Below are 14,529 nucleotides of genomic sequence, written 5' to 3' on the forward strand. Positions count from 1 at the left end.
ACGCCGAACCGGACTGCTCACCACCTGCCCCCTCCGCGGACTGCTCACCACCCGACGCCACAGCGCTTTTCTCACCCCCCGACGTCGCACCGGACTGCTCGCCACCCGACGCCCGAGCAGATCTATCGCTGCCCGCTGTCGTAGCAGACCTGTCAGCACCCGACGCCGCAGCAGATCTACTGCCATCCGAAGCCACAGCAGACCTTCCCCCATCGGACATCGCGGCAGGGCTGTCGCCACCTGACCTCGGGGCAGATCGATCAGCACTCGACGCCACGGGCGACCTGTCACCGCCCGACGTCACACCGGACTTGTCGCCACCTGCTGTCGCAGCAGACCCGTCAGCATCCGATTCCGAGGCAGACCACTCACCACCCGCTGTCGACGTGGCTCGCCCGCCCTCCGATTCCGCGCCGGGTCTCCTGCCAGCCGATATCCCGGCCGCGCGCGGGTCTCCGACGGTGTCACCGGATGCCCCATCGCTCGTGGCGGTTACGGCGTCGCCCTCGGTCCCGGTGCCTGCGCGGTCGCTTGTTGTCGACGACGCGGTGGCCGTTGCCGCCTCCGATTCCGCAGGCTCGCTCCCAGCGCGCGTGTTCCCCGCACGGACCTCACTCGGCGTGGTGTCGCCGGCGGCACCGTCCGCCGGGGCAGATCCCGACGCCGACCGCTCGGACCTGTCCGACACCGCCCCCGCCGCGGAATCCACTCGCTTCCCGGACCTCCGCGACCCGAACTCCCGCCCCTGCTCCCGCGCCGCCCACGCGGCGACCTGCAACCCCGGCCCCGCCTCCTCGAACCGATCGGTGACAGCGGCGCTCCCCTCGGTCCCGACGCTCCCCGACCGCTTCACCAGATCCACACCGCGTACCGGGGCATCGGACGAACCTTGATGCGACGCCGACGACGCGTGCTCTGCCCCCGACCGCCCTGAATCTCGCTCTTGTCCAGGCGATCCCGGCGAAGCTTGCTCTGTCCCCCGCCACACTGGCGGACCTTGCTCCTGCCGAGGCGAACCCTGCGCTACCGGGGGAGCGTACGGCGAACTCTGCGGTACTTGCTGCGGCGGCGGCGATCCCGGCACACCTTGCACTCCCGGGGGAGCATACGGCGGACCCTGCGCTGCTTGCTGCGGCGGAGCCTGCGGCCCCGGTGGAGCACCGTAGTGCGATGGGTGGCCGGCCTGCGGAACCCCGGAACTCGGATCGGGGAAGGGTTGCGGCTGAGGCACTCCCGGTGGCATCGCGGCTCCGGGAGGCAGAGCCGCCGGCGGTAGTCCGGCACCGGAATGCGGTACCGGCTGCGGGACCGGAACAGGCGGTGAACCTTGCTGTGGCCCTTGCGATCCCGGCGGGGCGGCATAGGACGGCGCGTATCCGGCGGGTGGCATTCCGGAGCCGGGTTCCGGACCGGGAGGCATCGCGGGAGGCGGAGCCGCCGGTGGCAACCCCGCGCCGGAATGGGGAACCGGTTGCGGGAGCGGACCGCCGTGCCTGCCGGGTTGCGGAACCGCTGGTCCGACTTGGCCCGGTTGCGGAACCGGCGATCCGTACGGCCCGACCAGGGCACCGGGTGGACCCGCCTGCGGCGGCATCGCGCCGGGCGGCGCCGACTGCGGTAGCACGCCCGGCGTGGATTGGGGCATGCCCTGGTAGGGCATCTGGGGCGGGGGAAGGCGGGGACCGGACGTCGTGGTGAGTGCGTGGCGGGCGGCGGCGGCGAAATCCGCGCAGGTGGCGTAGCGGTATTCCGGGAGTTTGGCCATGCCCGCCGCGAGGACCGCGTCCAGGGCGGGGTTCAGGCCGGGGCGACGAACGGCCAGCGGCGGAAGGGCCAGGTGCAGGTGGCCCTTGATGATGTCGGCGGGGTTGTCGGCGTCGAACGGGCCGACGCCCGCCAGCAGCCAGTACAGGGCGCAGGCCAGCGCGTATTGGTCGGTGCGCGGGTCGAGGCGGCCGCCGGTCATCTGTTCCGGGGAGGCGTAGGCGAGGGTGGCGGTGAACATGCCGGTCTGGGTGAGGTGGGTGGAGTCCTCGCGGAGCCGCGCGATCCCGAAATCGGTGAGGAACACCCGTTCCTTCTGACCGCCCGAAGCGCGGGCCAACATGATGTTGGCGGGCTTGACGTCGCGGTGCAGCACCCCCATGCCGTGCGCGTAGTCCAACGCGTCGGCGACACCCTCGATGATCTGCACGGCGCGTTCCGGGGGCAGGGTGAGCGGGTTGACCGCCGCCGCGTCGACGCCGTCGATGTACTGCATGGCGATCCACAACTGACCGTGTTCGGACCCGCGGTCGTAGACGGTGACGATGGCGGGATGGTCGAGTTGCGCGACCAGGTCGGCTTCGCGTTCGAACCGGGCGCGGACCTCGGCGTCGGTGAACAACTCCGGGTTGAGCAGTTTCAGCGCGGTCCTGCGGGCGAAACGCGGCTGCCTGGCCAGATAGACCGAGCCCATGCCGCCCTGTCCGAGCAGGCGCTCGACGGTGTATCCGGCGAACACGTCACCGCTGTTCAGCAACGCCGCCCCCTTCCGTGAACCAGCCTCAGCAACGAGCGTAGCGAGTGTGCGCGCAAACCGGCGTCGCCTTGCCCGGGTCGGGCGTGTGCGAGCCCGTGCGGCGAGCTTCTGGTGAGGGGATTTCGAATTCCTCGCGACGATCGGCGAAACTGAACGAGAAGGTTGTAGATGTTTCACCGCCCTCCGGTGGTGGGGGAAAGGCTCGGCGGTGAGATTGACCAGCTCGGTATCCGTTCGTTCGATGCTGCGCCTGGTCGCCGTCTCGACATTGTTCGCCGTGGGTTCGTGCGCGCTGTTGCCCGAACGCGAGGAGCCCGTCTCCGCGCCGACGATCACCATCGGCGTGCGCGACCGCGGCACCGCCACCCCGTCGTCGCTGGCCGCCGACTTCACCCAGTTGCAGCCGCGGCTGGCCGGGGAGGTCGGGATGGCGATCATGCCCGTCGGCGGTGACCGGATGACGGTGTTCGGCGATTGGACCACCGGCATCGCCTGGTCGACGATCAAGGTGCCGCTGGCGATCGCGGCGCTTCGCCACGACCCGGAGGGCGCGTTCGACGCCGCCGAGGCCGCCATCACGGTGTCGGACAACTACGCGGCCGAACTGCTGTGGGAATCGCTGGGCGACGGTCTGGAGGCGGCGCGCGCGGTGCAGGAAGTCCTGGACGAGGCGGGCGATTCCACGACCGGCGTGGCGGGCCCGCGCACCACCCTGGACTACAACTCCTTCGGCTCGACCGAATGGCCGCTGACCGATCAGGTGCGTTTCGCCTCGCGACTACCGTGCCTGCCGGAGACCGACACGGTGACCCGGCTGATGGGTGAGATCACCCCCGAGCAGGGGTGGGGGCTCGGCATCATCGACGGCGCGGAATTCAAGGGCGGCTGGGGGCCCGACGACGACACCGGCGTCTACCTGGTGCGTCAGTTCGGCATCGTGCCGACGGTGTCCGGGCTGGTCGCCGTGGCCTTTGCGGCGCAAGCGGATTCGGGAACCTACGAGGACGGCACCGCCCTGCTGGACCGGTTGGCCCGCCTGCTGGAACGCCACCTGGACGAACTGCGCGGCGGCAAATGCCCGCCGACCATTCCTTCGTGACGCCCCGCACCCGTCAGCCCGGCGTGACCAGCCCGGATTCGTAGGCCAACACCACCGCCTGCGCCCTGTCCCGCAATCCGAGTTTCGAGAACACCTTCGACACATGGGTTTTCACGGTCTGCTCCGCGACGAACAGCGATTCGGCGATCTCGGTGTTGGACATGCCCTTCGCGATGAGTTCGAGCACTTCGCGTTCACGCGGGGTCAGCGCGGCCAATTGCGGGGCGGGCCGGGCGCGGGTCGCGGTGCGGCGGCGGGTGACGTCGGCGATCAGGCGGCGGGTCACCGTCGGCGCGAGCAGCGCCTGACCGTCGGCCACCACCCGCACCGCGCGCACCAGTTCCTCGGCGGGCGCGTCCTTGAGCAGGAACCCGCTCGCGCCAAGACTCAGCGCCTCGTAGACGTAATCGTCGATGTCGAAGGTGGTGAGCATGAGCACCCGCACCGGCGGATCGAAACCGGCCGCGAGGATCTCGCGGGCGGCGTCGAGCCCGTTCATCTGCGGCATCCGCACATCCATCAACACCACGTCCGGCCGCAGCCGCTTGGCCTCGGCCACCGCGATCCTGCCGTCCGGCGCGTCACCCACGACACTGATATCGGATTGCGCGGCCAGCAGCGCGCCGAAGCCCTGCCGCACCATCGCCTGATCGTCGGCGATCAAAACCGTGATTGGCACCCGCTCAGCGTACGACCCCCACCCGACCACCGATATCTCTCACCCGTGCGGAGCAACGCGATGTTGAGATTCTCGCCGGACATCAGCACCCGGCGCTGGGTCGGTCCGGCCGAGTTTCGGGCGTACACCGGCCGCGGAGCCGAGCATGGGACAAGGTAGCTCCCGAAGGCAGTACTCGGCGTCAGTCAGCGACCCGAACCATGGTCGCTTTGCGGAGTTTCCCATGGAAGCTGTCGCCGACCTCGTAGTCGACTCGAACCCCGGGGCTGATCATCGACAGGTCACCGTCGACATCGTGTTCGGAGAACCACACATCGCCGGCCGGGTCCGCGACCGCTCCGATGAACCAGTAGCCCAACCACCACCGGACGACACCCGCGAGGGAGGTGTTCGGTCGATGTGCGGTGCCCGCATGCCCGTAGGGCACCACCACCCCGGGCTCGCTCTCCCGGTACCACCCAGCGTCGCCGGGAACCAGCGGCTGGTCCCCACGCCCACGATCCTCGGGCCAGATCATCCCGGTCCGCGACAGGATGTCGTCCTGGATATGGCTGGCCAGCTGACAGGCAACGGACTCCGGCGTGATTCCGGCGGCGGGGCGAAATCCCATCTCGACTCCCAATTCGGGAATCCGTATGCCGATGGAATCACCGAGCCGGTCGTCGGCCCCGGCGTCGATCAATACCCGGAAACCGAACGCATTCACCAGGTCGTCGGCCACCAGCTGCGCCCCGGCAACAGCGTTGGACTCGATCATTTCTGCGATTTTGCCACACCTGCTAGGGGATCCGGCACCGGTTGAGTGGGGTCACATACAGGTTTCTGCCGCCGGCATGAGCAGCTTCAACATGGAACACGTCACCGGACGCGTACCGATCGACTCCGTCGCGATAGCGGCGAAACGCCGAATGCAGGTTGTCGTCCTTGACATTCCACTGCGGGCCTTCCGGCGCCGCACCGTTGATGTAGACCGTCCAGTCATAGCGCCCTGGAACGTCGGCTCGAACCTCGATGAACCACGCCCAGCTGATGATCCCGATCGGGTCACCGTCGTTGGATGGTCTCGTGTCAACCGTCAACCTGCCCCAACTGGTGGCGACCACATAGTTCCGACAATCCGGAAGGCTCTGCGCCCGTACCGGTGCCGTCTCGAACAGACCTGCGGCAAGAACTCCCAGAACCAACGCACCAGACCGAACGACTCGACCAGCCCGAATCATGTTGTCCCCCTGTACTTCGCACGCATCACGGTTTCCGCGCGTCATAAGGTTCTGACGCGACAGTCCCGAAAATGGCTCCCCCCGAAATCGGTGGTGCCCATCACAGTGAGCTGCGGTTCCGCACAGCAGTCATTCGACCCCGCAGCGGTTCACCTCCGACGGTCGCTGCTCCCGGATTCGATTCTGCGACAGTGGAATCGGCCGGGTCAAGGGGTGGACGGGCGCGATTGGCCCGCCCCTGGAGCACCGCCGTATCCCAGCGGGACCGAAAGGTGTCGTGTACCGGTGTCGACACCCGACTCTCGACCGATGGCGCTCGAGAGGGGGAGGTGGGCTTGGACGGTGAAACCGCCGTCGGGCAGCGGAGTCGCTTCGACGCGGCCGCCGACGGCGAGGGCGCGGGCCTGCATGCCCGCGATGCCGTGGCCGCCGTTGCCGATCGCGCGGATCGGTTGGGCCGCCGCGCTGTTGGTGACGGCCATGTGCAGTTCGGCGCTGCGGGTGATCTCGACGCGCACCGGTGCGCCGGGGGCGTGGCGGGCGGCGTTGGACAGGGATTCCTGGGCGATGCGGTAGAGGGCGAGGCCGGTGGTCTCGGGGACGGCGTGCAGGTCGCCGTGGACGGTCCAGTCGATCGCGACGCCGGCGCGGCGCGCGCCCTCGAACAAGGCGAGGGTGTCGGCGGCGGCGGGTTGGGGCGCGTGTTCGGGCAGTTGGCCGTCACTGCGCAGGATGCCGAGCATGCCGCGGATCTCGTTGAGCGCCTCGCGGGCGGTCGCGCCGATGGAGTCGAACTCCGCGCGCGCCGCCGGGCTGACCTCGGCGACCCGGTAGGGCGCGGTCTGGGCCTGCACCACCACCAGCGACATGTGATGGGCGACGACGTCGTGCAGGTCGCGGGCGATGCGCGCCTTCTCCTCGAGGATCGCGCGGCGCGCGCGCTCGAGTTCGTTCTGCTCCTCCTGACGGTGTAACTGGGCGCGCGAGAACACCAGCCAGCGCACCAGCAGGGCCAGCAGCACCACGGCCGCCATCGCGATCGGCCATCCCCAGGCGGCGTTGATGCCTTGGTCGGCGGTGGTGGTGCCCATGAGCAGCGAGGTCGCGGCCCAGATGACCGCGACGCTGCGCATCGACGCCGTCATGGCCACCGCGAACAGCAGGGTGATCACCGTCAGCAGGTGCACCACCTGGAAGGGCATGTCACTGCCCGGTTGGTGCGGGATGGCCAGCGCGATGACCAGTGCGGCGCCCGCCGCGATCGCCCACCCCAGCGCCGGGTTGATGCGCACCAGCACCACCGGGAACGCGGCGAAGGCGGCGATGAACGGCTGTAGCGCGAGCGGCACCACGTGGGTGACGTGCAGCGTGGGCCACGCGATCGAGTAGAAGATCAGCGCGAGTGCCACCGCGCTCAGATCTGTCCACAGGTGCACGCGGTTGCGCGAGCGGGGTGTGACGGGACTGGGCTGCATGACTACGACACTAGGAACTCCCACCCCATCCGCGCCTCATACCGCCGGGTGAATCCGCGCCCCGTACCCCGGGGTGACACCGCACCCCCGCTCCCCCGACGGCGGGCGCGCGGAACCGGACCGCGGCGGGACGCGGCGGTCGATCTCCGATTCCTAGCGTCGATCGGCATGAGCATCCCGAGCACCGCCCGGTCCCGCGCCGCAGCCTCGGCCCTGGCGGCACGGCGTACCGGCAACCATGCGGACGCCGCCGACGACACCCCTGCGGCCCGACTCTGGAATACCGCACGCTCGGCCGGACTCCCGAAATCCACACACCCAACCGCGCCGCCGCACCCCACCGCCGGCCCTGGCACCGCACGCGCCGTCATCCCGCGCCACCGACGCGGCCTGTCGGTCGGCACGGGCGTGGAATCTGCTCGGCCCGTGCGTCTTTCCCCGATAAGGATTGCCTCCGTCCGGCGTCCGAGCGCGGTGCTGGCGGCCGCGGCGGTGGCGGCGTTCGCCCTGGGCGTGGCGGCCGGACCGGGCGCGGCGGCGGGGCGACCGGTCGCCGAGAACGTCTGGGCCGCACGGGCGGTCACCGAACTGACCGGCGAGCTCACCGGTCCGGTCACGGTGCCACCGGATTTCGAGACGAGTGCCGGGTATCGGCCGGTGACCGTCGACGGCACGGTGCTGAATCCCGACGGGGACTGCTCCTCGCCCGTACCGCTGCCCGCGGAGTTCGACACCGCGTGCAAGGCCCACGACCTGGGCTACGACCTGTTGCGCTACGCCGACCGCGCCGGGCAGCCACTGGGACCGTGGGCGCGCCAGGCGGTCGACGCCGCGTTCGACCGTCGTATGCGGCACGCGTGCGCCGCCCGCGTGGGCGCGGCGGGTCGGGCCGGATGCTTCGCGGCGGCGGAGATCGCGGACACCGTGGTCGACCTGAACTCCCGCCGCCAGGACTACGGAGCGCCGGTCGTGGAGACGCCGATCGCCGCCGGAGTGGTCGCGGCACTGCTGGGTGTCGCGGCGCTGGGCGGGGTGATCCTGCTGCTCACCCGCGCCGCACGCCCGATATCGCCCGTGTCCGCCGCGCGAACGGTGCTCGCCGAGCGAAACGGAGTCCCCGCGTGACGGTCCTCGACACCTCCCCAGCCCCCGCGGACGACACATCCCCCGACGGACGGCCCGAATCCCCACCGACAGCCACCGGTCACCCGACCTCCACACCGACGACTACAGCCCCGCGCGAGCACCCGGACTGCCCCGATCTACATCCCGCGATCCGGCAGCGAATACCACGCCCGAGTGCGTTCTTCCGGCGACCACCGCGCCCCGGCACCACGCTCGCGGTCGCGATCGGGACACTGATCTCCTTGGCCCCCAATCTCCTTCCGCGCACCCCCGGCGCGCAGGCGATCCTGACGGCGTTGCTGGTTCTCCTCGGCCTCGCGGTGGCGGGGGTCTGGCGGTGGGTGTTGGGTCGGCGGATCGACGTGGACGCGCGATTCGCGGCTTGGCGGGTTCCGCTCGCGGTGCTCTCCGTCGCGCTGATCGCGGTGGCGGCGGTGCGGGCGGGGCATTGGCAGAACGGGTTGCGCGAGGCGATGGGGACGCCGCCGATCGGTCCGGGGTACTGGGTGCGCTGGGCGGTGGGGGCGACCGTGGTCGTGGCGGCGTGTCTGGGGGCGGCGCGGGGCGTCGGGTGGGTGGTGCGGGCATTGGGGCGGGTCCGGGCCGGCGCGGTGGGGGTGGCGGCGGCGCTGGCGGTGCACCTGGTGATCGCGCCGGCCGTGGTGGACGGTCGGCGCGCCGCCTATGCCGCCGCGGACGCCGTGATCGATCCTGGGGTCGACGCGCCGTTGTCGTCGTCGCGGTCGGGCAGTGCCGAGTCGGCGGTGCCGTGGGCGACGTTGGGCGCGCAGGGCAGGCGGTTCGTCGCCCAGGCGCCCGCGGGCCCGACGACGGTGTACGTGGGTCTGGGTTCGGCGCCGGACCCGGCGGCGCGGGTGGCCTTGGCGGTGCGGGAACTGGAACGGTCCGGCGGGTTCGAGCGGGCGGCGCTGGTCCTGGCGATCCCGACGGGGTCGGGGTGGATCGACAGCGCGGCGAGCGAGGGGTTGGCGCGGCGGTTCGGGTCGGAGGTGGCGGTGGTGGGGGTGCAGTATTCGGCCGCGCCGAGTTGGGTGAGTTTCGTGTTCGGTCGGGCGGAGGCGATCCGGGTGACGCGCGCGCTGATGGCGGCGGTCGAGCGGGCGTTGGCGGACCGGCCGCACCGGCCGAAACTGTTCGTCTACGGGCAGAGTCTCGGCGCGACGGCGGGGAGCGCGGTCTTCGCCGACGACGCCGATCAGCGGCGGCGGACCTGCGCGGTGCTGTGGGCGGGTCCGCCGGGCGGGGCGGTGCATCGCGGGGGCGCGACGGTGTTGGCGAACAGTTCCGATCCGGTGGTGCGCTGGTCGGTGCCGCTGCTGTGGCGGTCGCCGGATCTGCGCGGGGTCCGTCGGGACGCGCCGGTCCCGGCCTGGCTGCCGGTGGTCGGGTTCGTGCAGACCACCGCCGACCTGGTGGGGGCGCTGGACGCGCCGCGCGGGCACGGTCACCGGTACGGCACGGATCAGGGCACGGCCCTCGGGGACTGCTGAACCTTGCGACAGACATAGAACTTGTTCTAGTTTTTCCGCATGGGATTCATCATCGACGAGACCGTCTACATCGACGCCCCCGCCGAGGTGGTGTGGCAGGTGCTCACCGACCTGCCCAGTTACGGCGAGTGGAATCCCTTCGTCTCGCGCTGCGAGAGCACCCTGGTCCCCGGCGACCCCATCGACATGCACGTCGCGCTGGTCGGCTCGACTCCGCGCAGGCAGCGCGAGTGGATGCGCAGCAACATCCCCGGCCGGGAACTGAGCTATTCGATGAAACCGGTCCCGCTCGGCGCGCTGCACAGCCTGCGCTCGCACACGCTCACCGCGGTGAGCGACACCCGCACCCGCTACGAATCGCATTTCCAGCTCGACGGCTGGCTGCACCCCGTCGTCGCGACCGCGCTCGGCCGACACCTGCGCCGCGGCTTCGACGGGATGACCGCGGGCGTGCAGCGACGGGCCGAGGCGCTGCGCACCGCCTGATCCCCAGGAGATCGCGGAGCCGACCGTTTCGCCGCGAGTCGCTCGGGCATCCGACGACACGTGCAAGCGATCACGAGATTCGAAGCCCTCGGCACTCTGACCTTCGCGGCCGCGCTCCTGGCGACCGGGACAGCCGCGGCGGACTCCGATCCGCCGCACATCGGCGGCGGGTCGGGCATCGTGATCGACGACCAGGTCGGCTGCACGCTCACCACGGTCGGCCACGACGCGGCCGATCGGTTGGTCGGGTTGACCGCGGGCCACTGCGGCGAACCCGGCGCGGCGGTCTCGACCGAGGCCGATCCGAGCCGCGGCACGGTCGGGCGCATCGTGTATTCCGATCACCGATTGGACTACGCCGTCATCGAATTCGCGCCCGGCGCGATCGCGCCCACCGACCGGGTGGGCACCGCCGCCATCGTGGAGATCGGCGCGCCCGTGAACTTCCCCACCGTGGTGTGCAAGAAAGGGAGGACCACCGGGACCACCTGCGGGGTCACCTGGGGTGATCTGGTCGGTCCCGCCTCCGACACCTGGAACCAACTGTGCGTGCTCGAGGGCGACTCGGGAGCGCCCGTGCTGGTGGGCGCGACACTGGTCGGGATGGTCAACGCCTACGCGGGCCCCGGCTGTCTGGGGCCGCAGATCGGCACCGACATCCAGGCGGTCGTCGCCGACCTCGACGCGCGCGCCGACATCGGCGCGGGCTTCCGCCCGATCCGACCCGACGCGGTCCGATGACCCCGGGCGCGAACCCCGTCTCGCGCCCCGGGGCGACAGGGTGCGGTGATTCATCGCGGCGATCCGGATTCGATCGAGAATCCCAGGGTAACCGATCCGACATCAATCCCCGCACAGTCAAGGTGGTGACCACGTAATGCGCTCGCTGTCCGGAACTCTCGCCGACACGACCACCGTGCACGTGCGGCTTCCCGCGCGGCGCGAACAACTCGGTCTGGTCCGCGCGGTCGCCGAAGCCGTCTCGGTCGACGCGGAGTACGCGCCCGAGGACATCGCCGACATCCGCCTGGCCCTCAACGAAGTAGCCACCGCGCTGATCGTCGAGGCGGTGCCGGGCTCGACCCTGGACTGCGCATTCGTCTACGACAGCGACCGGCTCACCGTGGAGGTCACCTCGTCCTCCTGGGCCGAGCACGGCATCGCCCACCGCGATATCGGCTGGCGCATCGTGCAGACGCTGACCACCGCCGCCAGCGCCACCCAGCAACCTTTCGACATCACCGTCTCCGGCTACCCGACCCACGTCGAGTTCGACTGGCGACGACATGCGCCGCGCCCCCACCACCCGGACTTCCCGGAGTTCGTCCCCGACGGGGACGCCCGGGTAGTGCACAGCGGGGCGTCCGACGACGGCGACCACGACGGCGAAACGTCGCGCGAGGCCGTCCGCGATATCCGAGGGGACCGGCTCGAGAGCCGGGACCGCGCACCGCGTACGCATCGCGGTGCGCCGCATCGTCGGCACCGGGGGAATCACGGTGTCGCGTATCGAGCAGAATCGCCCCTCGGGCGGCCCGGCGAGACCCGCCGCGCCCGCGGAGCGCGCCGCCACGGCGGCGCGGCGGCGACCTGCGCCACACCACCCCGAGACGAGGGCCACGGAAGCCGCATGACTGCACTGAGCACCGACACCCCCGGTGAACTGGTCCACCCGGCCCTGTTCTACGACGGTGACGACGAGTACGTGAAGGGTCTGCTCCCGTTCATCCTGGACGGACTCACGCTGGGCGAACCGGTCGCGGTCGCCGCCCCGGAACCGCGACTGCGGGTGCTGCGCGACGCGCTGGGCTCCTCGGCGGCCGACGTGCACATGGTCGACATGGCCCGCGAGGGCCGCAATCCGGGACGGATCATCCCGGCGGTGCTCGGCGCGTTCGTCGAAGCCCACCCCGGCAAGCGGGTGCGGATCGTCGCCGAACCGGTCCGTTCCGGGCGCGAGGATCCGGCCTATCCGGCCTGTGTGCAGCACGAGGCCCTGATCAACACCGTGTTCGCCGGACGGGAGGTGACCATCGTGTGCCCGTACGACGTGTCCGTGGTCGACGAACGATGCCTCGAGGAAGCGGCGGCGACGCATCCGCTGCTGTGGGAGGGCGAACATCGGCGCACCAGCACCGCCTACGACCCGAACAGCATGGTCGAGCGCTACAACCAGCCGATCCCCGAACCGGCCGACGCCGCCGAACTGGTGGTCGCCGAATCCGCCGACATGGCCACCGCGCGCCGCTGGGCCACCGAGCACGCGGGCGCGTGCGGGCTCGACGCGGGCCGGATCGCCGACCTGGAACTGGTCGTCACCGAACTGGCCACCAACGGCCTGTGCCACGGTGTCGGCCCCGCGCGCATCCGCATGTGGCACGACGACGAGCGTCTGTTCTGCGCGGTGCACGATTCAGGTCACATGGCCGATCCGCTGGCCGGACGCAGGCAGCCCGCCGACCCCCGGACACCGGGCGGCCGCGGACTGCTGCTGGTCCATCAACTCTGCGATCTGGTGCGCACGCACACCGGGCCCGAGGGCACTACCCAGTACACGATGATGGATCTGTGAGGCGCTAGTCGCGCATCGCCTGATCGCGCAGCGAGTTCAGCGTCTTGGTGAGGATGCGCGAGACCTGCATCTGCGAGCACCCGAGCCGTTCGGCGATCTCGCTCTGGGTCATCGAGTCGAAGAACCGCCAGATCAGCACTTGGCGCTGCCGCTCGGGCAGCGCCGCGATCAACGGACGCACCGCGAGGTAGTCCTCCACCGAGCGGTAGCTCTCGTCGGGCGCGCCCAGCGTGTCCAGCACCGAGGCGGGCGAGCCGTCCTGATCGTTGTCGGGGGCGGGATCGATCGGCGCGGCCTGGTAGGCGTTGCGGGCGATCAGCGCCTGGGTGACCTCGTTGAGTTCCGCGCCGATCTCCTCGGCGATCTCGCGCGCCCGGGGCATCCGGCCCAGTTCGTGGGTCAGCTTCTCGGTGGCGGGGCCGATGGTCTGCTGGATCTCCTTGAGTCGGCGCGGAACCCGCACCGCCCACGTGTGATCGCGGAAATGCCTGCGGACCTCGCCCATGATGGTGGGCACCGCGAAGGACAGGAACGACGCGCCGTAACTGGGATCGAACCGATCCACCGCCTGCACCATGCCCATGCGGGCGATCTGGAGCAGGTCGTCGAAGTTCTCCCCGCGCCCCGAGAACCGCCGCGCGATATTCGCCGCGAGCGGCAGACACCGCTGGATCAAATCCTGACGCAGCGTGGCACGAGCCGGATCGTCCGGATCGAGTTCGGCCAGCCTGGCGAACTCGGGTTCCAGGTTGTCGTAGGTCTCGTTGCCCGAGTGGCGGCGATTGCCCGATCCGGTGTGCTCGGTGGAGCTATCGGCCATCGGTGCCGCCCCGCACCCACTCGAAGTCGACGACGGTGGGATAGCCGTTGCGGGTGGCGTCGAACTCGGTCTGCGTCGCCGCCACCGAACGGGTCAGCGTCCGCACGATGTGCCAGCCGAAGCTGTCCTGACTCGGCGGGTTCTGCTGGGCCGAGACCGACCGCACGCGCACGTTCATGGACTCGGAGTCGCTGTAGGTGAACTCGCAGTCCAGGGTGGTGTGCTCGGCGGCGTCCAGGATCAGGCCGGTGGCCACCTCGTCGAGCGCCAGACGGATGTCGGTGACCTCGTCGACCGCGAAATCGGCCATGAAAGCGACCGTCTCGACCAGAGCGCGCAGCATGGCCAACTGCTCCAACTGCGCGGGCACCCTCACCTCGATCGTGGTCGGCGCGCCCGTGGTCCACTCTGCCATACCTACCGCCTCGTCGAGATGTAGAGCCCGTCCGGAGCGGCCAGAATAACCCGACCGGTCACAGGGGTGAACCAGGGGCATGTCGGAATGCGAAGTCGGGTAGGTTGACCTCGAAGGCTCATCCTCTGCGCCGCTACCGGATTCGGCAGAGGTTCGACACGCAGCGGAGGTAAAGCACGTGATGGCGACCCCGAGCGCACCGGAAGTGCGCACAGTCACCGACCGCACGGCCCGCGCCGGGGTGGCGGTCCGATGAGCACGGAAGGCAAGAATTTGCTGCTCGATGTCCAGAGCTCCACGGTCGGCTCGACCGCCGTGCTCACCGTCAACGGCGAAGTCGACGTCGCCTCGGCCCCGCAGTTGCAGTCCGCGATCGAGGAGGCGCTGAAAGCGCAGCCGCCGGTGCTGGTGGTGGATCTGTCGGGCGTGGGGTTCTTCGGCTCCGCGGGCCTGAGCGTGCTGCTGGTGGCCAGTGAGGCCGCCCCGGCGGGCGGCCTGCGCGTGGTCGCCTCCGACCAGGTGCGCCGCCCGATCGAGGTGACGGGGCTGGACAAGCTCCTGGCGCTGTTCGACGACGTGGATCGGGCCGTCGAGGCCGAGTGACCG

13 protein-coding genes and 1 pseudogene are annotated in these 14,529 nt (G+C 70.5%); 7 read left to right on the top strand and 7 right to left on the bottom strand.

Annotation, left to right across the window (positions count from 1 at the left end):
• Positions 1–1,909: 1,909 nt before the first annotated feature.
• A pseudogene (locus tag ON30_RS37620) lies at positions 1,910–2,458 on the bottom strand (serine/threonine-protein kinase); the annotation flags it as partial.
• A gap of 271 nt (positions 2,459–2,729) precedes the next feature.
• Between ON30_RS37620 and ON30_RS19555 the strand changes: the two are divergent.
• Positions 2,730–3,620, top strand: a complete 891-nt coding sequence (locus ON30_RS19555) for a serine hydrolase (protein WP_245554122.1) — start codon at positions 2,730–2,732, stop codon at positions 3,618–3,620.
• 13 nt (positions 3,621–3,633) lie between these two features.
• Here ON30_RS19555 and ON30_RS19560 read toward each other — a convergent pair whose 3' ends face one another.
• The 4 genes from ON30_RS19560 to ON30_RS19570 all read right to left on the bottom strand — a co-directional run bounded on the left by ON30_RS19560 (position 3,634) and on the right by ON30_RS19570 (position 6,994).
• The gene (locus ON30_RS19560) at positions 3,634–4,299 is read right to left on the bottom strand and encodes a response regulator (RefSeq protein ID WP_040708948.1); all 666 of its coding nucleotides are present in this window, start codon (positions 4,297–4,299) and stop codon (positions 3,634–3,636) included.
• Positions 4,300–4,480: 181 nt separating this feature from the next.
• A complete protein-coding gene (locus ON30_RS19565; RefSeq protein WP_040708949.1) occupies positions 4,481–5,056 on the bottom strand; it encodes a hypothetical protein in 576 nt (191 codons plus the stop codon).
• A gap of 22 nt (positions 5,057–5,078) precedes the next feature.
• A complete protein-coding gene (locus ON30_RS39265; RefSeq protein ID WP_157183780.1) occupies positions 5,079–5,483 on the bottom strand; it encodes a hypothetical protein in 405 nt (134 codons plus the stop codon).
• A 242-nt stretch (positions 5,484–5,725) separates the two neighbouring features.
• Positions 5,726–6,994: a sensor histidine kinase gene (locus ON30_RS19570; RefSeq protein WP_063719911.1), complete on the bottom strand. Its 1,269-nt coding sequence runs from the start codon at positions 6,992–6,994 to the stop codon at positions 5,726–5,728.
• 168 nt (positions 6,995–7,162) lie between these two features.
• Between ON30_RS19570 and ON30_RS41175 the strand changes: the two genes are divergently transcribed.
• The 5 genes from ON30_RS41175 (at position 7,163) to ON30_RS41180 (ending at position 12,688) form a co-directional block, all read left to right on the top strand.
• Positions 7,163–8,119, top strand: a complete 957-nt coding sequence (locus tag ON30_RS41175; protein ID WP_245554123.1) for a hypothetical protein — start codon at positions 7,163–7,165, stop codon at positions 8,117–8,119.
• Between the two features lie 242 nt (positions 8,120–8,361).
• The gene (locus tag ON30_RS19580) at positions 8,362–9,630 is read left to right on the top strand and encodes an alpha/beta-hydrolase family protein (RefSeq protein ID WP_245554124.1); all 1,269 of its coding nucleotides are present in this window, start codon (positions 8,362–8,364) and stop codon (positions 9,628–9,630) included.
• Between the two features lie 39 nt (positions 9,631–9,669).
• The gene (locus tag ON30_RS19585) at positions 9,670–10,116 is read left to right on the top strand and encodes an SRPBCC domain-containing protein (protein WP_040708950.1); all 447 of its coding nucleotides are present in this window, start codon (positions 9,670–9,672) and stop codon (positions 10,114–10,116) included.
• A 60-nt stretch (positions 10,117–10,176) separates the two neighbouring features.
• Positions 10,177–10,857 (top strand): chymotrypsin family serine protease, encoded by a 681-nt coding sequence (locus ON30_RS19590; RefSeq protein ID WP_174387531.1) that lies wholly within the window; start codon positions 10,177–10,179, stop codon positions 10,855–10,857.
• A 136-nt stretch (positions 10,858–10,993) separates the two neighbouring features.
• The gene (locus ON30_RS41180) at positions 10,994–12,688 is read left to right on the top strand and encodes an anti-sigma factor RsbA family regulatory protein (protein ID WP_245554125.1); all 1,695 of its coding nucleotides are present in this window, start codon (positions 10,994–10,996) and stop codon (positions 12,686–12,688) included.
• Positions 12,689–12,692: 4 nt separating this feature from the next.
• Here ON30_RS41180 and ON30_RS19600 read toward each other — a convergent pair whose 3' ends face one another.
• Positions 12,693–13,508 (bottom strand): RNA polymerase sigma factor SigF, encoded by an 816-nt coding sequence (locus tag ON30_RS19600; RefSeq protein WP_040708951.1) that lies wholly within the window; start codon positions 13,506–13,508, stop codon positions 12,693–12,695.
• Positions 13,498–13,923 carry an ATP-binding protein gene (locus tag ON30_RS19605; RefSeq protein ID WP_040708952.1) on the bottom strand — a complete coding sequence of 142 codons (426 nt, stop codon included), beginning with the start codon at positions 13,921–13,923 and terminating at the stop codon, positions 13,498–13,500. Before ON30_RS19605 ends, ON30_RS19600 begins: the two co-directional genes overlap by 11 nt.
• Before the next feature lie 252 nt (positions 13,924–14,175).
• Between ON30_RS19605 and ON30_RS19610 the strand changes: the two genes are divergently transcribed.
• On the top strand, positions 14,176–14,526 hold the full coding sequence (locus tag ON30_RS19610; RefSeq protein ID WP_040708953.1) for an STAS domain-containing protein: 351 nt from the start codon (positions 14,176–14,178) through the stop codon (positions 14,524–14,526).
• Positions 14,527–14,529 lie beyond the last annotated feature (3 nt).

It is taken from the genome of Nocardia takedensis NBRC 100417, assembly GCF_000308695.1.
GTDB classification, from domain to species: Bacteria; Actinomycetota; Actinomycetes; order Mycobacteriales; family Mycobacteriaceae; genus Nocardia; species Nocardia takedensis.